This is a genomic window from Collinsella sp. AM12-1 (assembly GCF_003472325.1).
Classification (GTDB): domain Bacteria; phylum Actinomycetota; class Coriobacteriia; order Coriobacteriales; family Coriobacteriaceae; genus Collinsella.
Window position 1 is genome coordinate 1 of sequence record NZ_QRLS01000016.1, and the last position, 23,791, is coordinate 23,791.

16 protein-coding genes and 2 tRNA genes are annotated in these 23,791 nt (G+C 58.3%); 3 read left to right on the forward strand and 15 right to left on the reverse strand.

Annotated elements, in window-relative coordinates; all coding sequences use genetic code 11:
• Positions 1-624: 624 nt before the first annotated feature.
• The 11 genes from DW136_RS08020 to DW136_RS08070 form a co-directional block, all read right to left on the reverse strand.
• A complete protein-coding gene (locus DW136_RS08020) occupies positions 625-1,422 on the reverse strand; it encodes a TraX family protein (RefSeq protein ID WP_118289375.1) in 798 nt (265 codons plus the stop codon).
• A 198-nt stretch (positions 1,423-1,620) separates the two neighbouring features.
• A tRNA-Lys gene (locus tag DW136_RS08025) sits at positions 1,621-1,693 on the reverse strand.
• A gap of 28 nt (positions 1,694-1,721) precedes the next feature.
• Positions 1,722-3,002: an aminopeptidase gene (locus DW136_RS08030; RefSeq protein WP_118289376.1), complete on the reverse strand. Its 1,281-nt coding sequence runs from the start codon at positions 3,000-3,002 to the stop codon at positions 1,722-1,724.
• 89 nt (positions 3,003-3,091) lie between these two features.
• Positions 3,092-3,667: a hypothetical protein gene (locus DW136_RS08035; RefSeq protein WP_022093792.1), complete on the reverse strand. Its 576-nt coding sequence runs from the start codon at positions 3,665-3,667 to the stop codon at positions 3,092-3,094.
• Positions 3,668-4,546 (reverse strand): phosphoribosylaminoimidazolesuccinocarboxamide synthase, encoded by an 879-nt coding sequence (locus DW136_RS08040; protein WP_035136481.1) that lies wholly within the window; start codon positions 4,544-4,546, stop codon positions 3,668-3,670.
• 118 nt (positions 4,547-4,664) lie between these two features.
• On the reverse strand, positions 4,665-6,230 hold the full coding sequence (locus tag DW136_RS08045) for an ATP-binding protein (protein WP_118289377.1): 1,566 nt from the start codon (positions 6,228-6,230) through the stop codon (positions 4,665-4,667).
• Between the two features lie 11 nt (positions 6,231-6,241).
• On the reverse strand, positions 6,242-6,964 hold the full coding sequence (locus tag DW136_RS08050) for a response regulator transcription factor (RefSeq protein ID WP_006236208.1): 723 nt from the start codon (positions 6,962-6,964) through the stop codon (positions 6,242-6,244).
• 153 nt (positions 6,965-7,117) lie between these two features.
• Entirely contained in the window at positions 7,118-8,329 is a 1,212-nt protein-coding gene (locus tag DW136_RS08055; RefSeq protein WP_118289378.1) for a twin-arginine translocation signal domain-containing protein, read from the reverse strand.
• Entirely contained in the window at positions 8,329-8,592 is a 264-nt protein-coding gene (locus DW136_RS08060; RefSeq protein ID WP_117848466.1) for a TIGR03905 family TSCPD domain-containing protein, read from the reverse strand. Before DW136_RS08060 ends, DW136_RS08055 begins: the two co-directional genes overlap by 1 nt.
• Before the next feature lie 128 nt (positions 8,593-8,720).
• Positions 8,721-10,067, reverse strand: coding sequence for an adenylosuccinate lyase (gene purB / locus DW136_RS08065; RefSeq protein ID WP_118289379.1), 1,347 nt, complete (start codon positions 10,065-10,067; stop codon positions 8,721-8,723).
• Positions 10,068-10,491: 424 nt separating this feature from the next.
• Positions 10,492-10,566: transfer RNA gene (locus tag DW136_RS08070), tRNA-Gly, on the reverse strand.
• A gap of 297 nt (positions 10,567-10,863) precedes the next feature.
• On the opposite strand from DW136_RS08070, the gene DW136_RS08075 reads away from it, so the two are divergent.
• Positions 10,864-14,295, forward strand: coding sequence for a SpaA isopeptide-forming pilin-related protein (locus DW136_RS08075; RefSeq protein WP_118289380.1), 3,432 nt, complete (start codon positions 10,864-10,866; stop codon positions 14,293-14,295).
• A gap of 66 nt (positions 14,296-14,361) precedes the next feature.
• On the opposite strand, the gene DW136_RS08080 is transcribed toward DW136_RS08075, so the two are convergent.
• Both DW136_RS08080 and DW136_RS08085 read right to left on the reverse strand, forming a co-directional pair.
• Complete coding sequence (locus DW136_RS08080) at positions 14,362-14,580, reverse strand: hypothetical protein (RefSeq protein ID WP_022094153.1); 219 nt, start codon at positions 14,578-14,580, stop codon at positions 14,362-14,364.
• Positions 14,581-14,601: 21 nt separating this feature from the next.
• On the reverse strand, positions 14,602-17,799 hold the full coding sequence (locus DW136_RS08085; RefSeq protein ID WP_118289381.1) for a hypothetical protein: 3,198 nt from the start codon (positions 17,797-17,799) through the stop codon (positions 14,602-14,604).
• Between the two features lie 198 nt (positions 17,800-17,997).
• Here DW136_RS08085 and DW136_RS08090 point away from each other — a divergent pair, with 198 nt between their 5' ends.
• A complete protein-coding gene (locus tag DW136_RS08090; protein ID WP_118289382.1) occupies positions 17,998-19,020 on the forward strand; it encodes a YafY family protein in 1,023 nt (340 codons plus the stop codon).
• A complete protein-coding gene (locus tag DW136_RS08095) occupies positions 19,007-19,924 on the forward strand; it encodes a YafY family protein (protein ID WP_117637915.1) in 918 nt (305 codons plus the stop codon). Before DW136_RS08090 ends, DW136_RS08095 begins: the two co-directional genes overlap by 14 nt.
• Here the strand turns inward: DW136_RS08095 and DW136_RS08100 are convergent.
• Both DW136_RS08100 and DW136_RS08105 read right to left on the reverse strand, forming a co-directional pair.
• On the reverse strand, positions 19,921-22,815 hold the full coding sequence (locus DW136_RS08100; protein ID WP_118289383.1) for a helicase C-terminal domain-containing protein: 2,895 nt from the start codon (positions 22,813-22,815) through the stop codon (positions 19,921-19,923). The two genes, DW136_RS08095 and DW136_RS08100, sit on opposite strands and share 4 nt — an antisense overlap.
• Positions 22,809-23,774: a D-alanine--D-alanine ligase gene (locus DW136_RS08105; protein WP_117637917.1), complete on the reverse strand. Its 966-nt coding sequence runs from the start codon at positions 23,772-23,774 to the stop codon at positions 22,809-22,811. Before DW136_RS08105 ends, DW136_RS08100 begins: the two co-directional genes overlap by 7 nt.
• Between the last annotated feature and the right edge of the window lie 17 nt (positions 23,775-23,791).

Below are 23,791 nucleotides of genomic sequence, written 5' to 3' on the forward strand. Positions count from 1 at the left end.
AGATATATTGCCAGACCGGAGGGGCGCCGTGGGCGGGAATCCCGCACTCCATATTTTATTCACAAATAAATAGAACCCTCAGTTGCTTCGCTGGGGCCGTATTCGAAGCAGCAGCTTCTGATATTGGCGATGACCAGCTGGTTTATAGGTGTTAAGGCATCGGTCATCTCTGGAGCGCAACTTTACTCCAAAAGCGTCAGCTATTTGTTTCCCGTCGGTAAAAGGCAGGTTTTGTTCGCCAAGCGTTCTTATATATAGATAGATACGGGTTCGAACCCATGAAATGGCGACAAAAAAGACGGCCAACCGAAGTTGACCGCTTTCTATTCTATGCTGGAGCATCCAGAGGGTGCTTCCGAACTCGTTTTCTCGCTGCCATTCATGCTTTCGAAGCATCTTTCGACCTTCGCAGTCTCATGTTTTGAGGATCTCCCGTGTTTATCACTGTTATCAATGAGTGTGTGGAAGTGATCCTCATACAGATTCATGCGATCCGCCAGAGAACTGAGAAGCATCTTTCTGCAGTCCTCGTTGTCTATCCTCGCATCTCTCAGGTCTTCCGGAAATTCACAAGCAGTCTTAGGGTCAATTTGTTTCTGCTTTCAGAGACTTGTTTGAGAGTTTTTAAAGACAGTTCAAAACAATAAGCGAGACACCATAAAGTAGAGCAAGATGTGCCGGATAGAAAATGTAGAAGAAATATTTCAGTTTCAGCCCTCGCTTGCCATTATAAAGATTGATAAGCAGCAACGAAACGACCGCGGCAGCAACATCAGGATTAAATACATTAGCTGTAGCAAACTCAAATCCGCCGCCAACTATATGGCATGACGAAAGGAGCACTGCGCATACTGTAGCAAAGAACATCTTGGCCTTGCTGTCGTGGAATAAATAGAATGCAGTCACAAGCAGAATGCCATACACACCGCCGTCCAGTTTAGTGTATTCAGCTGCCAGTGCTGTCAAAACAATCAGAGCAGTTTCTGCGATGTACCTTTTCCATTTTGAAAGACTTTGTATCTTTTCCAGAATAATCAAAAAGACCAAGGAAAGCAGGAGCTCATACATAACATTCTGTTGCCGAAGGTCAAATAGCTGCCCGGTTTGAACGAAATCGTATATGGGCTCCGCAATGATTGCGAAGACAAGCATATTTCGCAGGTACTTCTTTATGTCATGAGTATGCAAAAATCCCTCAACTATCAAAAAGCAAAATAAGGGAAATGCAATTCTGCCAAGAACATGAAGCACATCCGAAGCCTCGCTTAGAATCGCCCACTGTTCGTCTGATATCTGATTGTACGATGCGTGAGTCATGATTCCATTGGTCAGAACGATCCTGCTTACATGATCGAGAACCATCGAGATGGCCGCTATTATCTTTAATGTGCTGCCGCTAATTCCGTATCTATCTGTTTTCATTTCTTTTTCCTTTCTTTGGGTGGGCCGTCAGGGGTTCAGCCTGCTCCACAGGCGGCCGCTGCGGCGCTTTCGTGCCTTGCGCGCTGCGCTGGCAAACGCTCACGCGTTTACTCAGCTCCGCGCTCCGACGGGTTCGAACCCATGAAAGGGCGACAAAAAAGACGGCCAACCGGAGTTGACCGTCTCAACAATCTTGGGTGGGCCGTCAGGGGTTCGAACCCTGGACCTTGGGATTAAAAGTCCCCTGCTCTGCCAGCTGAGCTAACGGCCCGCGGGTGGCATTGTACCACGGTCTGGGACTATTCCCAACTCCATTGACCGTTCTGGAAAATCACAACTTCACGTCCATCAGGCGTAATGCCCGTAATATCGATGTCGTCCGTGCCGATCATAAAATCGACGTGCGTGCTCGAGACGTTAACGCCATGCTCCAGGAGCTCCTCCTTGGACATGTCATACCCACCCTCGATGCATTCGGGGAAACCGACACCTAGCGCGAGATGGCAGCTAGCGTTCTCGTCATAGAGCGTATCGTAGAACAGAACACCACTTTCGCGGATCGGCGTGTTCTTGGAAATGAGCGCGACCTCACCCAGATGAGCGGCACCTTCATCGGTGTCAATAATGCTCGCAAGCGTCGCCTTGCCCACGCGGGCATCGTAGTCCACTACGCGGCCGCCCTCGAACTTAATCCAAAAATCGTCGACTTTATTGCCGTGGTGGATGAGCGGCATGGCCGAGTACACGATACCGTCGGCGCGCATGCGATCGGGCGAAGTGAAGACTTCCTCGGTGGGAATGTTGGGGAAGAAGGGGTGCCCTTCGGGCGTCTTGCCCTTGCCGCCGGCCCACTCGTGACCTTTCGTCATGCCAATCGTCAGATCGGTTCCATTTGCCGCGGTGTAATGCAGGTAGTCGAAACGATTGTCGTTCAGGAAACGCAGGTTCTTTTCGAATGCGGCGTCATGGAGTTCCCAGTCGCTCTCTGGGTCCTGGCCATCGGCGCGAGCGGTATGCAGAATCGCATTCCACAGCTTATAGATTGCAACCTCATCGGCGTCTCCCGGGAACACCTCGTGCGCCCAAGCCACGACCGGAGCGCCGGCGATGCACCACGGATTGATGTTGTAATCCAGTCCACGGCGGAAAACTTTGCACTGCGTATTCCTCGCCTTGGATGCCGCGGCCGGCTTAGCGGGATCGATGCCCTTAAGGGCGGCAGGGTCCGCACCCTCGATAAAGATAAAGCAGGCACCGTCCTGGGCCAGGGAATCCAGCTGCAGGCGCTTCCACTCGGGCGTCTGCTCAAAATAGCTTTTCTCGACATGCTCGTACGTGAGCCTCGTCACGGCATCATCGGCCCAAACGACCGTCACGTGGCCGGCGCCGGCAGCATAGGCCTCCGCGACCACCACGCGCGCAAACGGCGCGCACTCAACCGGAGACTGAACGACGACTTCCTGGCCGGGCTTAACGTTTACGCCCTTGCGGACGACCAGGCGCGCGTAGTTTTTAATCTTGGGCTCCAGGGCCTTCATGCCCTCCAGAGCTTCTTCGACCGTCAGGGCAGCTCGAATCATGTGCCACTCCATCTATCTATAGAACAGTAAAAAGGCGCGCCGCAAAAACGACGCGCCTTATATCTTAGCGATAAGTATGTATGCAAACGCTACTTCTTCTTGGAGTCCTTCTTGTCCTCCTCGGCAGCTGCGCGCTCGATAAGGGCGTTGAGCTTGTTCTCGGACATGCCCTCGGCCTGCGCGCGGTACATGTTGCGCAAGGGACGAATACGAGCGAAGTCGTAGATAAAGTCACCTAGGATGATGACATAGGACAAAACGATGCCGACCATCTGGACAGGGCTGGACACCATGCCAGCGGGAGCGAAGTACAGCGAGGCCCAAATTGCCACGACGAGCACCATGCCAATGGCGAGCACAATCCACCAGATGCGACGGCGCTTGGTGTAGTCCTCGTCCTGCTTGAGGAGGATATTCGACACCGTATAGATGCGGTCCTCCTTGGCGCGCTGCTTAGCCTTGCGGGCGCGCTTCTCCTCTTTAGAGAGGCCCTCGAGGTTCTCGCCCTTCTCGAGCTCTTTGCGGCGTGCCTTAGACGAAGCCGGCACGACGCGAACGGAGCTCGCTGCTTGGCGGGCGGGCTTAGCAGATGCGGCAGACTTGCGCGCAACCCCGGTAACTTCGTGGGATTGCGTGCGCTTGTTCGTGGCGCTACGGGTACTCACTTATGCGTTCTCCTTCATGCTTGTGAACTGGGAGCCCGTGATGATCTGGAAGGCCTCGCGATAGCGCTCGGACGTGCCATCGATGACCTCGGCGGGCAGGTGCGGGGTCTCCCCCGTCATATCCCAGTTGGCTTTGAGCCAATTGCGGACGAATTGCTTGTCGTAGCTAGGCTGGATCTTGCCCTCCTCGTAGCTGGCAGCAGGCCAGAAACGGCTGGAGTCGGGCGTGAGGCACTCGTCGATCAGCGTGACCTTGCCATCTATGACACCGAACTCGAACTTGGTGTCGGCGATGATGATGCCACGGGTCGCGGCGTACTCAGCAGCGGCCTTGTAGATCTTGAGAGACAGGTCACGAATCTGCGTGGCGATGTCCTCGCCCACGATCTCGCAGCAACGCTCGAACGAGATGTTCTCGTCGTGGTCACCGATCTCGGCCTTCGTGGACGGCGTGAACAGCGGCTCGGGAAGCTTGGAAGCCTCGGTCAGGCCCTCGGGCAGCTGGATGCCGCAGACGGTGCCGTTCTCGTCGTAGGTCTTCTTGCCCGAACCGGTCAGATAGCCGCGGACGATGCACTCGATAGGAATCGTCTGGGCCTTCTTAACCAGCATGGCGCGGCCAGCGAGGTAGTCACGATACTCAGCAAACTCCTCGGGGAAATCCGCCGGGTCGATGGAAACGAGATGGTTGGGGACGATGTCGGCAAACTTATCGAACCAGAATGCCGAGATGCGATTGAGCACCTCTCCCTTAAACGGAATCTCGTCGGGAAGAATGAAGTCGAACGCAGAAATGCGGTCGGTGGCGACCATCAGCAGGTTTTCACCGGCATCGTAGATATCACGAACCTTGCCACGGGAATCCGGACGACGCTCCATCGTTGTCACGTGAGTCACTCCTTACCTAAATACGACAGAAATGCGGGTTCTTTCCCGCATGTTTTCGCAAACTCGGAGCGGCAGGGACGCGGCCCCTCCTTCACCGAATAGCGAAAAGCTAGTGCTCCATTGTAGTAGATGCCGCGTCCGCCGTGTGCTCGCGGGGCAGATGAATTGTAAAAGTCGTACCCTTTCCAAGCTCCGACTCCACGGATATGTAGCCATGGTGACGCTCGACGATCTGCTTGGTCACGGCGAGGCCAACGCCCAGGCCGCCAGCTTCGCGGGCGCGGCTGGCATCGGCGCGCCAAAACCGCCCGAAGATGCGCGACAGATCGTCCTTGGCAATACCGATGCCGGTATCAGAAACGGCAATGCTGACGTGCTTGCGGTCACTGAGCACCGACACCACGACCCAACCGCCCTCGGGGGTGTAGCGCATGGCGTTGCTCATGAGGTTGATAACACATTGCGTGATCATGTCGGGATCGGCCTCGACGACATCGTCGTGACCCTGGGTCTCGTCCGCAAAACGCAGGCGCAGATCGCGGTCGACAAACAGGCGCTCCTGGGCATTGACGATGGAACGCACGAAAGGAACCATGTCCACCGGCTCAAGGTTGAGCGGAGCCGTGCTGTTTTCCATGCGCGACAGGTCGAGCATCTGCTGCACCAGACGAGCCAGGCGACGCGTCTCGGAAGCAACGGTCTCCAAATGCTCATCGTCGGTGGGATACACGCCATCCTGCATGGCCTCGACCGTTGCGAGCATGGCCATAAGCGGCGTGCGAAGCTCGTGTGCAACGTCTGAGGTCAGGCGCTTCTCGTGTTTCATATCCTTCTCGAGCGAAGTGGCCATCTCATCGAAGGTCTCACCCAGCTGATCGATCTCGTCATCACCGCGCAGTCCCGTGCGAGCCGACAGGTCGCCGTCACGGATTTGCTTTGCGGTACTGGTGATGCGATGAATCGGCTTGGTGAGCATGCGCGACACGAGCGATCCGATAACGACCGAAATGCAGATTGCAACAACCGCGGCGAGAGCCATGGCGTTAAAGGTCTTCTCCCTAAACGCAGAGTCCGCCTTGGTGAGCAGAGCGTCGGAGCCGATGGACCACAGCTTTACCTGTCCGACATGCTCGCCGGAAGACGTTACAATCTCGACGTTAGCAACGCTATCGGAGTCGGTTGGAGCAGACGAGACCGGGCTATGCGATGCCCTCTTGCCGCTCGTGTCGTCGGTCGTAGCCTGGTTTTCGCGTACATCGGCGGTGGCGCTTGCCGAGGGCCAGGAATCGTCATAAACGATCACGCCCTTTTTATTGACGACCTGCATACCCAGATCGTCGGAAACCAAACTCGACGTTGCAACCGTGCGCAGTTCCCCCGCGGTCCAAGAGCCGTTTTCCTCATATGAGGTTGCCAACTTCTCGGCAGCGGAATTTGCGATTTCTACGATATTGGAGCGCGTGTAATCCGAAAAGACCGTGCCCCACACAACAGAGACAACGCCCACCAGCACCAATACCGTCATGAGCGACGTCAGGGCAAAAGCCAGGGCCATACGCGAGGGATAGCTCATCGTTGGCCGTGAATCGGAACGAGGCGTGTTCCAACTTGCCTTGGAACCCGCCTCGTTCTCCTGCTTGTGCTTTTGTCCGATTTCAAAGCGCGCAGGTGTCATATGTGATTTCCCTATTTCTCGTCCGACTTATCGGTCTTGGCCGGAGCCTCGAAGCGATAGCCGACACCATGGACGGTGTAGAGCCACTTGGGCTTCTTGGGATCATCGCCCAGCTTGGCGCGAAGATTCTTCACGTGGCTATCGATGGTGCGCTCATAGCCCTCAAAGTCATACCCGAGCACTTTCTCGACCAGCTCCATGCGGTTATACACACGGCCGGGATGGCGGGCGAGCGTGGTGAGCAGCTTGAACTCGGAAGCCGTCAGATCGACTTCCTTGCCCTCGACCAAGATCTTGTGGCCCGAGATATCGATGACCAGATCGCCGAAGTCGAGCACCTCGACGGCGGGCTCGTCGGCCTGATGGGCACGGCGGAACAGAGCGCGAACGCGGGCGACGAGCTCGCGCGGCGAGAACGGCTTAATTAGATAGTCGTCGGCGCCGAGCTCAAGACCGATAATACGGTCCTCGATCTCGCCCTTAGCCGTCAGCATGATGATGGGGACATCCGAGGTATCGCGAATGGTGCGGCAAACGCGCTCGCCGGGAATCTTGGGGAGCATAAGGTCGAGCACGACCAGGTCGAACTGATGCTTCTCGAACTCCTCGATCGCGGACTGGCCGTCGCCGACGCCCACAACCCAGTAGCCTTCGCGCTCGAGATAGGCAGCGACGGCGTCACGGATTGCCTTCTCATCCTCGACCAGCAGAATCTTTTTTGCATCTGAAGCCATAACACGGCCCCCCTGTCTCAATTAGCTAAGAACAAGCCCATTTTAACGCACCTGAGCCCGCCGGATGCCGCTATGACGCGGCAGCTCGGCGGGCGGTACTCACAATTACAACGCGTTTATTCCCCTGTTGGCGCCTTTTTAACCCCTCTAAGCTTAAAGAGAGAATAGGCGTGCAGTGACCGTCTCTGGTATACCCTGGCTGTTGCGCACCGTGGCGTACGTAAGGAATGAGTCCGATTTTCCCGCCGTAGCTGGATAATCGCCATACTCCAAAGCGCGGTCGGGCGACAGCAGCGAGCCATAGGTCTTGGCAGAGGTGTCGATCAGGAAATGCGATGCCTGCACCTTAACAAGGTATTTATTCTTCTTGCCAGCCGCACATGCGAGCGGTTCGCGTGACAGGAAGAGGTACGGCCCTCCCTCATTACCGATATACGTGCCCATGTTGCCCAAGCTGCCCACGCCACTATAGGTCGCCTCGATAGAAAACACGAAGGTATCGCCCATATATACGGCCTCGAAAGGCGAGACTGACGAGGGAAGGACTAGCTGGGCACGTTTGGTGTTGTTGCCGTCGGTCAGATCGATTGCCGTTATGCCGTAGTAGACGCCCTCGTCGTTGCGGACACGCGGCGAGATGGTCAAAATGCCGTCGCTCGCACGCGGGGCCGATGCAAAGCGGCCCGTCGATTTCCAAATTGTCTCGGCCTTGGATTCATCAAGCGAGCGACGATAGCAAAACGAATCACTACTCGTTTTATTGCCGCCTGCCGAAGGCATCTTATACCAGATGACTGATGACCCGAACGCCGTAAACAGTGGCGGATCATAGTCCTTGCCACCCCGATCGAGCTCAACCACGTCGCCAGAGAGCGAAGCGCCCGACAGATTTTGAGCGTAGAGTTTCCACGATGAATTGGCAAAGTTCATCTCGACCCACGCGAATACGCCGTCGCCGGCACGGACATCGTAGAATGCATATCCCGTGCCCTCGATAGGATCCTCGATTAATGTGGTAAGCGAGCCATCGCCCAGGTTAAGCACACCGAGTGTGTTGGCGTGCAGTGCCAATGCGGGCGTCATCATCGCCGCGGCGTAATCGCCGTCGCAGTAGTACAGCAGCGTACCCAGAGGCAGCGTCCACGACGCCGCCGGCTCAAGATCGATGTCGACTGCCTCGTACTCATCCGTAATCGAGATGATTTTGGAATCGTCCTTGATAACCTGCGGCTCGCCGGCGGCATCATCGCTGGTACCCGGTTTTTTCGAGCATCCGGCAAGCACCGTGGCAGCGCCCGCGGCAGCCCCACCGAGTACAAAGCCGCGACGCGATATTCCGTTCTTGATGTGATCGGCGATACCCATTAGGCGATCTCGGCGCGAGCGGCCTCGATAGCGCGCGTAAGCTGGTCGGCGCAGGAGGTCTTTTTCATACCGCAGGTATTACCGGCGAGGACCTCGATTACCCGATCGGCAGGAGCACCCTCGACCAGCTTGGAGATAGCCTTGAGATTGCCGTCGCAGCCGCCGGTAAACTCAACGCCCATCACCTTGTTGCCGTCATCGGAAAGGTCAAGGTGAATATTACGAGCACACACGCCCTGAGGCTTGTAATCAAACGAAATCATGCGATCCCCTCTCAGAATGTTATTCGAGACGACTATTATCCCCGTCTTTCCCTAAATGCAACGAGGCGCTTTGCCGGCAACACACATTACCAGCAAAGCGCCCTAAAAAGCTAACGTTATGCCCGAACCTACTCGAAGCTCAGCTGCTCCAGACGATCAAAGACCGTGTCGATACGGGTGAGGAAGTCCCACGGATCAAAAATCTCGTCGAGCTTCTCCTGGCTGACGGTGCAGCGCGGGTCAGCCTCGAGACGCTCCTTAAAGGTAGGGCCGGAGACACAATCCTGTACCTCGTGCCAGGTTGCCATGGCGTTCTCCTGCACAATGGCGTACGCGTCCTCGCGGGTGATGCCCGTGTCGACGAGGGCGAGCAGCACCTTGGAGGAGAAGATGAGGCCGCGGGTCTTATTGAGGTTGGCCATCATGCGGGCAGGGTACAGCTGCAGGCCGTCGATAACGCGAATGAGGCACTGGAACATGTGGTCGAGCGCGATGAAGCTATCGGCCTGGGCGACGCGCTCGGCAGAGGAGTGCGAAATGTCACGCTCGTGCCACAGGGCGACGTTGTCGAAGGCAACCTGCGCGTTGGCCTTCACGACGCGCGACAGGCCGCAGACCTTCTCCATGGTGATGGGGTTGCGCTTGTGCGGCATGGCGGAGCTGCCCTTTTGACCCTTACGGAACGGCTCCTCGGCCTCGAGCGTATCGGTCTTCTGCAGATTGCGAACCTCGGTAGCGATGCGCTCGCAGGTGGCCGCGGTGGTGGCGAGAACGCCGGCGAGATAGGCGTGATGGTCGCGGCTGATAACTTGCGTGGACAGCGGGTCGTGAACCAGACCCAGGTGCTCGCAGACATACTCCTCGACAAACGGCTCGATGGAGCTGTACGTGCCGACAGCGCCCGAGATGGCACCGAAGGCAACGTTCTTGCGAGCGTCCTCAAGACGGTCGAGATCGCGCTTGAGCTCCCAGGCCCAAGAGCCAAACTTCATGCCGAAGGTCATCGGCTCGGCGTGGATGCCATGGGTACGGCCGGCGCAGAGCGTGTTGCGCTCCTCGAAGGCGCGACGCTTGCAAATCTCGCCGAGTTTTTTGACGTCCTCGATAATCAGGTCACAGGCCTGGGTGAGCTGGTAGCACAGAGCCGTATCGCCCAGGTCGGAGCTGGTCATGCCATAGTGAACCCAGCGGCTGGGCTTGGGGTCGCCCTCGGGAACATCGGCGTCGATATATTCCTTCATGTTGGTCAGGAAGGCGATGACATCGTGACGCGTGACCTCCTCGATCTCGTCAACCTTCGCCTTCTCAAAGTTGGCATGGTCGCGGATCCACTGGGCTTCTTCTTTAGAAATGCCGATCTTGCCGAGCTCCGCCTGGGCCTCACAGGCCAGGACCTCGATCTCCTGCCAAATGGCGTACTTGTTCTCGAGGGAGAAGATGTGTCCCATCTCCGGGCGGGTATAGCGATCGATCATAGCGGCTCCTTTTTGGTTATTGGCACGTTGGTCGTAACCCAACCATTGTACCGTGCGCAGGTGCAAGTATGGACAGTAGGCATGAACCTAACATTTTGTAGCAGGAGCGGGCAACGGGACGTCTGCGTATTTGCTTCGCAAATCCGCACCGGCTGCGGTCGGCATGCTCCGGTCCGCGCACACGCACGGGCACAGCGGGTTGGACCCGACGTTCCCGAGGTCCCCCGTACTCGATGGAGCGGGCAACGGGACATCCGCGTATTTGCTTCGCAAATCCGCACCGGCTGCGGTCGCCTATCGGCGCCCTTGCCTGCTCGCTATAAACGCTTCGCGTTTATTTAACGCTCGCACCCTGTCGGGTTCGAGTCCCGGCGCTTTGTTGAAAAAAGCACGGCACCGAAACGGTGTCGTGCTTTTACTTTTTTGGAGCGGGCAACGGGACTCGAACCCGCGAGTGTCAGCTTGGGAAGCTGATGCCTTACCACTTGGCGATGCCCGCATATGTGGGGGATAGTATAACGCGGTTGTCTTGTTCGATACAAGGGTGGTGATGCTTGTTTTAGCTGTGGAGATTCGTTTGAAAATCGCGTCAATTGTGGAGATGAGGACCTTTGACCTCCTGTTCTCCCTATCTTCTACCTGCGCTTTTGCTTGATTGTTGTATTTGAGCTCAATTTGTCAGGAATTGGGCAAGCTTTTGGTCAGGCTCCGGTACTTACCCGCATGAACCTCGGGGGTAGCCTCATCCCAAGCGCCGCGGCCTCCCCGTGCGGCGCACGAGGGATAAGGAGCAGCCATGTCCAACGCACCCACGCACTCTGTCCACAGCGCAATCGCAACAGGTCCGCTGCTCCTGCTCCTCTTCCTGCTGTTCGGCTGCCTGGCACCGGGAGCCGCATTTGCCGTCGATGGCTACGACCAGCTCGGCTTCCGTACTATTAGCGATGATTGTGGGCCCTTCTTCATCGGCAAATATGAAGCTCAAGACGCCTCGATTGCCTACTGCATGAACCAGGAACGCCCCGGACCCACCAAACCGGGCGGCCCATGGCTCAACTTTGATCAAGGCTGGGTGTGGCTCGACGACGAGTTCGCGGCAATCGTTTGTCACGGATATCCTACCGCCACGTCGTTTGGCGGTTACCATCTTTCACCCGATCGCGCCCGCGCCGCCACCCAGCTTGCCGTATGGATGCTCAACGGCACTACCCATGTCGACGGCACCTACTCCTACACGACCGCTCAGGGCAAAACCAAGAGTGGGCACTTTACCGCCGACAATGAAGTCGTGGCGGCTGCGCGATGGCTCCACGACAGCGCAAAATCAGGAAGCATCAAAGCCGCTCCGCACCGCGCGCGACGCTATCTAGGGGCCGTATCGGGCGGCAGCAAACGTCAAGACATGCTCTATGTACTGCCGGCGGTCTCTGTTTCCTTCCAAAAGCAGTCTGCTAACACCGTTATTACCAGCGGAAACAATACCTATCAGTTTACCGGGGCAACATTCGATATTTTTGAGAGCGCCAGCGGCGCGCGTGTCGGCACCATCCAGATGGACAGCCACGGTCAAGCGCAAGCAACACTTCTGCCCAACACGGCATACTACCTAGTTGAAACCAAGGCGCCGGCCGGCTATGCCCCCCGCCACGATCGTATTGCCTTTACCACGGGGAATGACGGCGGGCGGGTCGCCATTGATGAACAACCTGGCACCATTACCTTGCGCATCGCAAAGCTCGATGCCGCGACGAATGCAGGCCCCCAAGTTGGAGCTTCGCTCGCAGGAGCAGAATTCGTGTGCGTATCACAATCAACCCCTGGATGGGCGCAAATCCTCACGACCGACGAAAGCGGTCGGGCCACCCTCGCCGATGTCCCCTTAGGAACCTTTACCATCTACGAATCAAAAGCCCCCGAGGGCTACCTGCCATCCAACGACAGCTGGACCTATACCGTTGGAGTCGACCAGCTCGGCGATTCAGGCGTGGTCGAGATCGAATCTCGTGTTTCCGATATCCCCATTGCGTTTGACCTTGAGATTTCCAAATTCAAGGACTACGGCAATAGCGACCAATCCGGCTTGGAGCAGCCGGCGGGAGGTGTTGTCTTTGAGGTTGTGAGCAACAGCTCTCAGCAGGTTGTTGGCACACTGACCACAAACATCTATGGCTTTGCCTCCACCAAAGATCAGTCAGAAGCATGGTTCGGCGCAGGCAAGCGACCCGCCGGTGTCCACGGAGCCATCCCATACGACCGCGCCGGCTACACGGTCCGCGAGGTTCCGGAAACCGTCCCCGAGGGTTTTAAACGTGCAGGGGAATGGACCGTCGGGGCCAATCAGATTTCCAACGGCGCCGAGCTTCAATATATCGTGGACAACCACGCTCTGTCGACGCATCTCCAGATTGTAAAACGCGATGCCCAAACAGGCGCTTCTGTTCCACTAGCCGGATTCACCTTCCAACTCCTCGACAGCAATCACGAACCTGTCTCACAAACTTGCTGGTATCCAGCACATAACGTAATGGACACCTTTACGACTGACGCGACCGGGACCGTCACACTGCCCGAATCGCTCGTGCCGGGCACCTATTATGTGCGCGAAACCTCGGCCAAAGAGCCCTATCTTGTCGGCGAAGAGATCGAGGTAAACATACCCGCCGACATGAACCTAACGCCCGTTGCAATCGCCTCGTATTATGACCACGCCGCGACCGGAAACATCAGGATCGTTAAAACCGATACCGTAGACGGCAGCAGCCTCGCGGGCGCCATCTTTGAGATCCGTGCCTTGGGTGATATCGTGCGCCGCGACGGTAGCATTGCCGCGCTCGACGGTGTGACTGTCGCTACCGTCACAACGGATGAAACTGGAGAAGCACGCGCGGACGACCTCCCGCTGGGATCTGGCACCGCACGCTACGAGGTTGTCGAGACTCAAGCGCCGGCAGGCTTCTTACTCGACCGGACGCCCCATATCGTAGACCTCGCTTATGCCGACCAGAAAACACCCGTTGTAGAAGCGCGGCTTAACATATCCGACGATTACACCAAGATTGATATCTCCAAGGTCGATGCAAGCGGAGAGCAGGAAGTGAAAGGCGCACAACTCACCTTATGTGGTCCCGATAAAACCGAAATAGACTCCTGGACCTCATCCGACAAGCCGCACCGCGTCGAACATCTTGCACCCGGCACCTACTCGTTGCGCGAAATGATGTCTCCGCGGACCTATGACCTTGCCGAGGAGATAACGTTTGAAATAAAGGATACGGGAGAAGTCCAATCCGTCGCGATGAAGGATGCGCCCATCGAGATCAAAGGACAGGTCGACAAGCGTCAGGAGCTTGTCCAACCTATCGGGAAGGGTCTGCTGGCCAACGGCGATGGTAAAAATCGCGCCGCAACGCAAACCAATACGGACGGACTTTTCTCCTATACCATCGACGCTCGAAACGATTCAGCTACCTGGGTTGATGAGTTCACAATTACCGATGATCTTGAGTGTGCCGAGGACGATACGGCGAGATTCGTCTCAATCGAAACCCCTGTCGCCATCGGCGATCTCAACGGTCTGTGCAACGTGTGGTATCGCACGACGCCGTTGGACTCGACAGACGTCGATGAGCCGGCAAACGCGACACTTGACGATGGGCACGAAAATCCTTGGCTTGAGTCCGACGAAGTAAAAGAGAGCCTGGGTGAGGACTGTCGCCTCGTCGATTACGACGGCTGGCACCTCTGGAAGGCGGATGTCTCAACCACGGAATCCACCACACTCGAGGCGAAAGAACTCGACCTTGCATCCAATACCGTCGTAACGGGCATTCGCATTGAATACGGTGCAGTAGCCGCCGGCTTTACGACTCGAAGCGATGCGGATTCCTGGACCCGCGATGATCTCAAAGATGAGCACGACGACCTTGACGATGCCAAAGCAGTCCTTGGCACAGACGCTCGGGGCGCAGTCGTGCACATGCAGGCAACGTCGGCTTATACGCCCCAAACCGCACTCACCAACAGCGCGTGCGTCGATCTTTGCCGCAACGGCGGCGGCGATAAACTTGAGTCACATGACGAGGACCGTGTCATTCAACGCTGTACCCTACCGCAGGACCTACCGGCAACAGGATCTGCTCCCATCGCCGCTTGCATCACCGCGCTCCTGACCTCGGGTGCCGCAGCCCTATGGTTCGCTCGCCTTAGGTCGATCCCAAAGAAGCTCTAGCGCGATAAAAAAGCGGGCGAGCCAGTCCCCCGGCTCGCCCGCTTTCAATCATGTAAATCGCCGTATCTACTCTGCAGACGAAGATCCACCATCAACGATTGCCTGCTCGGACTCAGGAATCCCATCGGCACCCGTGCTCTGTTCTTGCTCCACCTCTTCGCTGATTGCAGAGGCGGGGGTCGAGCCCTTCGCACCCACGATGTAGGCAGCCCCAAATCCTAACGCAATGGCGATCAAGGTCAAAATCACGTAGACAGGCCAATGGCGCTTAATATACGAAAACACGTTGACTCCTTAGAGCTCCGTCTACGAACGGCGGATAACCTCGGTCACGACCTCGGATACCGTGGCAATGTTCGTCGGGTTGACATTGTGGGGCAGGTCGTCCTCGGTACGAGCGCAAGCCAGGCGCGTGCCGTCCACGCCGGCGATGGTGAGGGCTCGGCGGCTCGCCTCGAGCGCGGCATAGGCATCGGTCTTGGCATAGGGCATCTCGAGCGCGCCACAATCGACATGGAACGACTTGCACACCTTGCTGACCAGGTTCATGATGCGGCGATCGCCCTTGAGCAGCTGCTGTTCGCCCTCGACCGTCACCACCGAAAGCCTACCGGCGCCGACGGATTCAAGATTGATGAAGAATACGCCGCGGAGCTTATCGCGATGCGAAGCCAAGAAGGCCTTCATACCGGCGCCATCACAATCCGAGGCGCCCGTTGCCACAAACCAGATATCGTGACCGAGCAGCTCATCATCGCCCATAGAGGCGACAGCCGAGAGCATATCTTCGGAAGAAGCGCCGTCGGAAGACGTAGCGCCGCCCTTCCAGCCATCGTTATCGTCCTCGAAATTATCCCACGAACCGATGCCGCGACCGGACTTCTTGGCATCGTAATCGTCTTCGACGCCCAGCCAATCACTCATGCTGTCCTGTTCGTTTTTCTTTTTACGACCGAACAGGCCGCCCAGGCCACGCTTGCGAGACTTGGGTGCCGCCGGGGCGGGAGCCGAAATGGTCTCGATCGGCTGAGCGCCCGACGCAACGGGCATAGGAGGCGCAACGGGTGCCGATGTGGGTTCGGGACCCTGAGCGGTAGCAAAGGGGTCGTTGACCTGTGCGGAGGGGTCGGGAAGGTCGAACAGCGACGTGCGAGACGCAACGTTTGCCTGCTTCATCGACGGTAGCGACGAATCGGGGACCGAAGCCAGCGGAGACGAGGAAGGTGCGGGCGACGGAGCCGACGCCGGATCGGGAACATTCATCTGCGGGCGTGGTGATGCCTGGGAGGAAATCTGGGCCATAAGGGAATCGACTGTTTCGTCCTGGGTGGGAGAAACATCGGCAACCGTGGCACCGGAACCACTCGGGGTCGGCATGGTGAAAATCTGCGTGGAGTAAGGCCTCGACTCATCCGTCTCGGGAGTCTTGGAAACCGCAGACACTTCCTCCTGCTCGACCTCGGTCGAATCATCTTGCTCGGCTGCCGCGTATTGTTCTTCGTCAGAGTTGGCCTCGACGGGCTCGTCCTCGGCGGCATCTTGGATTTCGGCAGCATCAATAGGCTCGTCATCGTCTGCCGCGTCGCCCTGCTCATCGGAAACAGGAAGGGGCTCGGCAATCGCGGTACCCTGCTTTTCAAACGTTATCGTGGAATCGAACTGCGCGGCATCAAACGACATGGTGCTATCGACGTGCTGCTGAGCCTCGAAAGACGTCGTCGCCCCAACAACATCCGCGGACGTCGGCTGCTGGGACTCAAAGGACGTTGTAGCTTCGGCGGCATCGACGGGCACGGACTGCATAGCCTCGTTCTGCTCGAACTCTTGCGCCGCGAGCTCACGTGCCGCCTCGGCTGCCTGCTGCTGAGCGATAGCATCCTGCTCGGCAGCCTCGCGTGCGGCAGCGCGCTTCTCCTCGAAATCGTCGACAAATTTCTTGCCCTTTGCAAGCGCACCCTTAAAGAAGTTGGAAGCGCTGGCGCCAATCGAAGAGAACGCGGATGCAATATCGGCATGGGGCGTTGCCGCGGGAATCTCGGCCGAGAAATCAGTATCGCTCTCGTAAGACACGCGCCTCGGCTGTTCAACGTAATCGTCGTCAGACTCGTCCGCAACGTCTTGCGCCGGCGCGGCGGGAGCCAAAATGTCCAGCCCTGCCGCGGGATCGATCGCGGACACTGCCTCGGGCTCGGCAACGGCAGCGGTAACCGCGGCAGACTCATCATCCACAGTGGCAACGGGCGCAGGCGCAGTCACGATGGGGACAGGCTCGGGCTCAAACGTCGGCTCCTCGCCCTCCTCGTAATCGAGCGTGCAGGACTCGGGAAGCATTCCGAGCGCACGGATGGCATCCGAACCAAAGCGGATGTTGCCGGCGGCATTGCGATAGAGCTTGGGCTCGGGCTCGGCCGCGACAGGCTCCTCCGCCGGATCGGCAGCGGAAACCTCGTCATTGAACTCTTCGGTCTGGACAGTCTGATTCTGATCCTCGGGCACTATGGCGCCAATCAGCGTCTCGTCGGCAGATGCACCCTCAAAGCCCTCGATCTGCTCGTCGAAAGCTTCACCCTGTTCGGGCTCGGTTTGAGCGTCGGGAGCAATCGGCTGGCCGAACTCGTCCTCGGCGTAGGCAGGCTCTTCGTACTCGATGGTGTTGCCGTAGTCGTTTTGCTGCTGGGCCGCGGCATACTCCGCCGCTGCGCGCGCCATTTCCTCGGCACGACGCTTCTGCTCCCCAAAATAGGTATCGAACGGAACATCGTCGGGAAACTCGTTTTCGCCCTGGAAGGGAGCAACGTTGTCCATAACGCCGAGCATAGCGGCGACAGAAGACTTGTTGCACACCGCGCCGGACGTATAGGGAAGAATGTGGCGGTTAGAGATGATGTTTGCCGCGTTGACAAGTGCAACGAGGGAAGCGAGGATCGCGACAATCCACAGCAGAACCTTGAGCGCGCCGGGGAGTGGCAGGATACGCAGGATGGCAACGGCAGCGGGGGCAACCGTGGCAACGGGCAACAGCTTGGCGATGAGCGCACGATATGAAGCATAAGGCTCGCGGGCGAGCAGCTCAGCACGGGGAGAGTCGTAGTGTGCGACAACGACCACCGGGCGGTTGCGCGGAGACGCAAGCGGGCCCGAGGCCTTGTGGTAGGCGATGACATTTTGGCTCACGCCCGTCTTGCCCAGGCGCGAAACCACGGGGTGGCCCGTGCGCTCGAGCACGTAGAGCACGGCACCGACAATGGCCAGCAAGGTGCCGACCAAGCCGATACCGCCGCCGATGCCCATCAGCAGGGCGCCGGCAAACGCAAGGATGCCAGTAACGGCAAATGCCAATCTACTGGGCGCCGGGGCATTGAACTCCTGAACCTCGGGATCAAAGCCGTGGTTGCGGAAGATCTGAGCGATATCCTCGGCAGCCAAGCGCTCTTCTTCGCTGCATGCCGGCGTGATGCCGGTGTTCTGCAGCAGGTGGTTAATATAGTTCTGGGTGTTCGCCATGTGCGCTCCACATCCATAATCCGACAAATAGGCCCAATGCTTGCACATTAGAACCGTATATAGTCGAAAGTATACCCCGAGCGAGCGCAAACGATCGAATTCGGGCCATCTTAACGCCCCGAGCGGACAAGGATATAGCCTAATCTCCATATCGGACTAAAATCATGGCAGCAAACCACCTTCTCATGCGAGGACTCTATGACGGCAAGCGACGCGACCGCGACAATTAAAAAGGGAAATTCGGAGCCAAGTTTCGATAAAACGGCTCAGCGTGTCCTCAATCTTTTCTTTGTGCTCAACAGCTCCCCCGAACCGCTGACGACCGAGCAAATCGTCTTGGATTCTGACCTGGGATATGGCTCGGGCAACATTGACTCGGATAAGCGCAAGTTTCGGCGCGATCGTGACAAACTGCTCGAGCGTGGCATCTTAATCAAGGAGGTTCGCCCCGCCGGTGCGCAGGAGACCGAGGAAAGCTCGTGGACAATCGACCGCGAGCACACGTTTGCTGCAGGCGGCCTCATCACCGCAGACGACGCCGATATCCTGCTCAACGCCATCGACCAGACGCTAGCGGCCGGCTCATCCACCTTTGCCGCGCCGCTTGCCGATATTCGCTCCAAGATTGCCTACCTCACCGGCATGTCGGCGGTGGACGATGCACCGATCCGCCGCTCTCCCACCGTCGATGCGGTATGGAGCGCCTTTGCCGAGCGATGCGCGCTGCGATTTTTATATCAGAACGGACGCGGTGAGCAGAAAGAGCGTACCGTCTGCGTCTACGGCATGTTCGAGCGCGAGGGCGTTGCGTACTTCTGCGGCCTCGACAATGCCACCGACGACATCAGGACATTCCGCTGCGACCGTATCGTTCGCGCTTGGCGCCCCTCAAAGGCCTACGCTATCCCTGCGGACTTCAACCTCAGCGACTACCTGTTCTTTGAATTCGATTTTGCCGACCGCCCGCCCGTTGCGGCTACGTTCTCGTTCGCCCCGCAGACGCAGATCGATATGATCAACGGCCTCACGCGCGGGCGAGGTGAGCTCGCACACACCGATTCGGGATGGACTTGGACCGTTGACGTGCGCGATCTTGAAGCCGCCGCCTCATTTTGCATGGCCCACGCCATGGACGGCATGAGGCCCATGGCCCCCAAATCGCTCAAGCAGGCGTGGAACCACCTCATTGAAAGGACGGTGCACGAGCATGCCCGTGCGTAAACTCACCAGCGAGCAGAGGCTCTCGCGCGCCATCGACATCATGGAGGCCCTCTACGCCGCCGGCGAGAGCGGCATGACACGAACCGAGATTTGCAGTCGCTTTGACATCACGGGGGCGTCGCTCGACGAGATTCTCGAGATCGTCTCGACGCTCGCGGACCGAGAATCGGGTGCGCGTATCATCTGCGAATGCCACGGCGAGCGCGTGGTCCTCACCGGTGACGCTGGGCGTGTGCTACCGCTGCGTCTGAGTGCCGCCGAGGGCGCTGTGCTCAACCACGAACTTGAATCGTTGGGGATCGAGCCCCAGGCGGCGGCTCGAATTCGACACGCTCTTCTACCCGAAGAGCTCGGCTATAACCAGCGCGTCTCTGACACCGTCAGCCACGGGTCGCACTGGCAGCAGCTGAGCTGCGCCATTCAGGACGGCGTTCGCTGCCGCATCTCGTATCGCTCGATGGACGATGCACGGCCACGCGAGCGTCTGGTCGACCCCTTGCGCATTACGGCAAACGGCGACCAAACATACCTGATTGCCTGGGACATCGCGGTCGATGAGCAGCGCACCTATCGCATGGATAAAATCGAGGGACTCGCCTTGACGGAAGACTCCGTCGTGTCTCACGTACCGGACGTTGCATCCCTCCACGATTCCCTTGCCCGGACGCAGCGTAGCGCAAAGCTCTTGATGCCATTCGATATGGCGGAGCATCTGAACTGGGCCGGCATCACCCTAATCGAGCGCAGCGGGACAGACATGGCAACGGCAACCGTACATTACGGCTCCGAGCGTTGGCTGCTGAGCCAGATAATCGCAGCGGGCGGAGCCATCCGCATCTTGGATGACCCCGCTCTGTCAAAGCGTCTGTGCGATATGGCAAAAACCCTCGTCTGTCCGCTTTAGCGCCGCCGCTCGTGGCGTGCACGCCACAGCTGTAGATAGTGCCCGATCTGCGCCGATTCGATGCGCTGGTAGGAGCTCGTGGGCAGCGACGTTAAGAACTTCTTGCCATAGCCCTTCGTCACCAGGCGAGGATCCGCCAAGATCAGCACACCGCTATCGGTCGACGAGCGAATCAAACGCCCCGCGGCCTGCTTAACCTCGAGCACCGCCTCGGGCAGCGAATAGCGCGCCCATGCGCGGTCTTCGCGCAGGTTGCGCTCGCACGAGAGCGGGTCCGTGGGGCTTGAGAACGGCAACTTGGGAATGATGACGCAGCGCAGCGTCTCGCCGCTGGCATCAAACCCCTCCCAGAAGGCCTTGAGCGCAAAAAGCGACGAGGTCGGTTCGTTGATAAACCGGTCGCGCAGGCGACGAGGAGATGAGTTGCGCTGCTGGCAGTTGAGCTCCAGACCCGCACGGGCCATCTTGGGCTCAACGCGGGCGTATAGGTCCTCCATGTCGCGCCGATTGGTGAACAACGTGAGCACCGATCCGCCCATGGCAAGATGGGCGTCGACCAGTACGCGCTCGAGCGCCGTAAGATAGCTCTCACGATCGCGCGGATCGGGGATATCGCCCGCAACGACTACAGCCATGTTCGAATCGAAGTCGTAGCTCGAATCCAAGTGCAGCGATGACGACGTTGAAGCACCGATGCGATCAAGGCCGACCGCATGGTTAAAGTGCTCAAAGCTTTTGGACACCGTCATGGTCGCCGAGGCAAAGATAGCCGTGTGAACCTCGGGTAGCCACTCGGTTGCCAAAGCCTCGCCAATGTCGATGCGCTCTGCGGTCATCGACTCTCCGCCGGCACGAAGTCTGCGATTGACCTGCAGCGAATACACGTAGTGCTCATCGGTGCCATCAATGATGAGTTTGAGGTTCTCGGCCAGCTCGTGCAGGCGGCGCGAGATATCACCCAGGTCGACAACAACCTCGGGCTTGTCGGCGGCGACGGCTTGCACCAGCGCGTCGACGCTCTTGTCAGCTTGTTCCAATGCGTCGATGCCAGTGTAGGCCGACTGTAAGAAATCATGCCAGTCGTCTGATTCGCGCAGCTCGGGGCCAATCCATAGATTGGCATTGTCATAACCCCCACGCGCACGGCGGCCGAGCTCGCGAACGCCATCGAACACGTCGGCGATTGCCATGCTCGCGCGGGCAACCGTCGACGTCGCCTTGGCAGTAAGGCCCAGATAGAGCGTAGAGCCCTCGGAGGTTGCCAAATCACGGGAAACCTGGCTTAGTGCGCCGGTGCTCGAGCCACCCAGGCGCTCGAACAGGACGCGTGATTCGTCCGCCGACACCACGCGCGCCCACTGACGGCGCGCCTCGCGCTCGATGGAATGGGCCTCGTCGATTACCCAATGACGAATCGGAGGCAAAATCCTGCCCTCGGCCGCGACGTTGCGGAACAGCAGGGAATGGTTGGTGACCACCACATCGGCATGCGCCGCACGACGGCGAGCACCGTGGACCAAACATTTATCAGGGAAAAACGGGCAGAGGCGACGAGCACACTCGCGCGAGGCCGTCGTAAAGTCGGGACGGTTGACGCTGCGCCACCGAATGCCGAGCGAGTCGAGGTCGCCATCGGCTGATTGGCAGACGTACGCCATAATGACCGCGACCGCCGTGAGCGTGTCCGCCGGATCGCGCTTGGTGGTAATCTCGACCTGGCCGCGGCTCATGCGCTCAAGCTTGCGCAGGCACGGATAGTGGTCATACCCCTTGAGCGCGCAAAATGACAGACCACCGTCCAGTTGCTCGGCAAGTTTTGGCAGCTCATGGTACATGAGCTGGTCGGCAAGATTGTTCGATTTGGTCGCAATACCAACCGTGATGTTGTTACGGCGTGCTGCCTCGGCAAAAGGCACCAGATAGGCCATCGATTTGCCGACGCCTGTGCCTGCCTCAATTACTCGATGAGTGCCCGTGACCAGCGCATCGCGGACCTCGAGCGCCATCGCGATCTGCTCATCACGCGGCTCGTAGGTGGGATACATGCGATTGACTAGGCCACCTGGCGCATAGTCTGCCTCAATCTCCTCACGACTCGGCATCTTGAGAACCGGCAGTTCATCGGCGTCCACCCGATCGTCGGCGCGATCGGCCTTGAGAACGTCAGCACGAGCGGCGCTGAGAGAGAAGATAGAACCAGGGTTCTGCCCTGCCAAGAATGAGAAGATAGGACGATAGGACCAAGGCACGTCCGGATGCATGTCGGCTAGGCGCGCCATGAGGCCCTGGGGCAAGTCGGTGAGCGCCACGAGCAACACGCGCCATACGCCACACAGGGCGTCGACGTCGGCATTGGCACGGTGTGATACCGAGTCGCAGCCAAACAGATCGGCCATAAAAGACAGCTTGTGCGAGGCCAGGCGCGGAAGCGCGATGCGCGACAGCGCCAACGAATCGATCCAAATATCGCTCACGTTGACGCCGCCTTTGACAGACTCGATAAACGAGCGGTCGAACGTGGCGTTATGTGCGATCACCGGGCAACCACCGACAAAATCGGCGAGAGCGGCGACGGCCTCAACGGCCGACGGGGCATCTGCCACATCGGCATTTGTAATGCTCGTGAGCTCGGTAATCTCGGCGGGAATCAGCTGCTTGGGATGCACGAAGGTATCGAAGCGGTCGACGATCTCGCGGCCCGAAAGACGGGCCGCCGAGATCTCGATCAGCTCATTGTCCTGCACCGAAAGACCCGTGGTCTCGGTATCGAGGACAATCACATCTTCCTCGATAAGACCGAAGGACTGCGTTTTGGCGCGGTCGGCAAGCGTGGCATAGGAGTCGATGACAAACTGCGGCGTTCCTGACGAAACCGCGTCCTCGATTAGCATGCAATGCCCGCTCGACGAAGGCCCATACGGATCAGGCTGTCACAGACCTGCGGGAACGTCATGTCGTCGGTGTGGCGGATCTCATCCGGATACAGCGACGTATCGGTCATGCCGGGAATGGTATTGGTCTCGAGGATAACGGGGCCGTCCTCGCTCACAATAAAGTCGCTGCGCGAGATACCCAGGCAACCGAGGGCCTTGTGAGCGGCACAGGCAAGTTCCTGAGCGCGAGCGTAATTCTCGGGTGAAATCTGCGCCGGAATGCGATGGATATCCGTAGGGTCGACATACTTCACGTCCAGATCGTAGAACTCGCAGTCCTCGGGCTTACGAATCTCGACAATCGGCAGGGCGCGCACGTCATCTTCGCCGTATACGCCGACGGTGATCTCGGTACCCTCGATGCACTTCTCGACCAGCACTTTGTCGCCGTACTCAAACGCCTTGGCGATTGCCGCGGGCAGCTCGGAGGGCTCATGGACCAGGGAAATGCCATAGCTGGAACCGTTGACGGCCGGCTTCACAAAGCAGCGCTCGCCACAAACCTCGACGATATGATCGATATCGACTTCATCGCCCACCTCGAGCGCAAGGCCGGGGGCAATGGGAATGCCCGCCTTGGCGTATAGGAGCTTAGAGACCTCCTTGTCGGCACCGCAGGCGCTGGCAAGTACGCCCGAGGCCGTGTAGGGGATACCCAGGGTCTCCATGGCACCCTGCATGGCGCCATCCTCACCGCCGGCGCCGTGCATGGCGATAAATGCCACATCGAATCCGCCGGTCGCCATGGTTACCATAAAGTCATCAGCGGCCGTGTCAAGCAGCTCCACCGAGGTGTAGCCGGCTTCCTTCAGTGCCACCACAACGTTCTTTCCCGAATCGAGCGAGATCTCGCGCTCGGCGGAATGACCGCCCGCCAAGACCGCTACGTGCATGTTCTCTAGGCTTTTACCCGGCATGGGCAGACTCCTCCTCT

Coding starts and splice junctions, on each gene's coding strand:
- DW136_RS08050 (WP_006236208.1), bottom strand. CDS start 6,964: ATGGCTTCAGATGCAAAAAAGATTCTGCTGGTCGAGGATGAGAAGGCA.
- DW136_RS08060 (WP_117848466.1), bottom strand. CDS start 8,592: ATGATTTCGTTTGATTACAAGCCTCAGGGCGTGTGTGCTCGTAATATT.
- DW136_RS08075 (WP_118289380.1), top strand. CDS start 10,864: ATGTCCAACGCACCCACGCACTCTGTCCACAGCGCAATCGCAACAGGT.
- DW136_RS08030 (WP_118289376.1), bottom strand. CDS start 3,002: ATGATTCGAGCTGCCCTGACGGTCGAAGAAGCTCTGGAGGGCATGAAG.
- purB (WP_118289379.1), bottom strand. CDS start 10,067: ATGATCGATCGCTATACCCGCCCGGAGATGGGACACATCTTCTCCCTC.
- DW136_RS08100 (WP_118289383.1), bottom strand. CDS start 22,815: ATGCTAATCGAGGACGCGGTTTCGTCAGGAACGCCGCAGTTTGTCATC.
- DW136_RS08105 (WP_117637917.1), bottom strand. CDS start 23,774: ATGCCGGGTAAAAGCCTAGAGAACATGCACGTAGCGGTCTTGGCGGGC.
- DW136_RS08055 (WP_118289378.1), bottom strand. CDS start 8,329: ATGGGTATCGCCGATCACATCAAGAACGGAATATCGCGTCGCGGCTTT.
- DW136_RS08085 (WP_118289381.1), bottom strand. CDS start 17,799: ATGGCGAACACCCAGAACTATATTAACCACCTGCTGCAGAACACCGGC.
- DW136_RS08020 (WP_118289375.1), bottom strand. CDS start 1,422: ATGAAAACAGATAGATACGGAATTAGCGGCAGCACATTAAAGATAATA.
- DW136_RS08040 (WP_035136481.1), bottom strand. CDS start 4,546: ATGGAGCGTCGTCCGGATTCCCGTGGCAAGGTTCGTGATATCTACGAT.
- DW136_RS08090 (WP_118289382.1), top strand. CDS start 17,998: ATGACGGCAAGCGACGCGACCGCGACAATTAAAAAGGGAAATTCGGAG.
- DW136_RS08045 (WP_118289377.1), bottom strand. CDS start 6,230: ATGACACCTGCGCGCTTTGAAATCGGACAAAAGCACAAGCAGGAGAAC.
- DW136_RS08095 (WP_117637915.1), top strand. CDS start 19,007: ATGCCCGTGCGTAAACTCACCAGCGAGCAGAGGCTCTCGCGCGCCATC.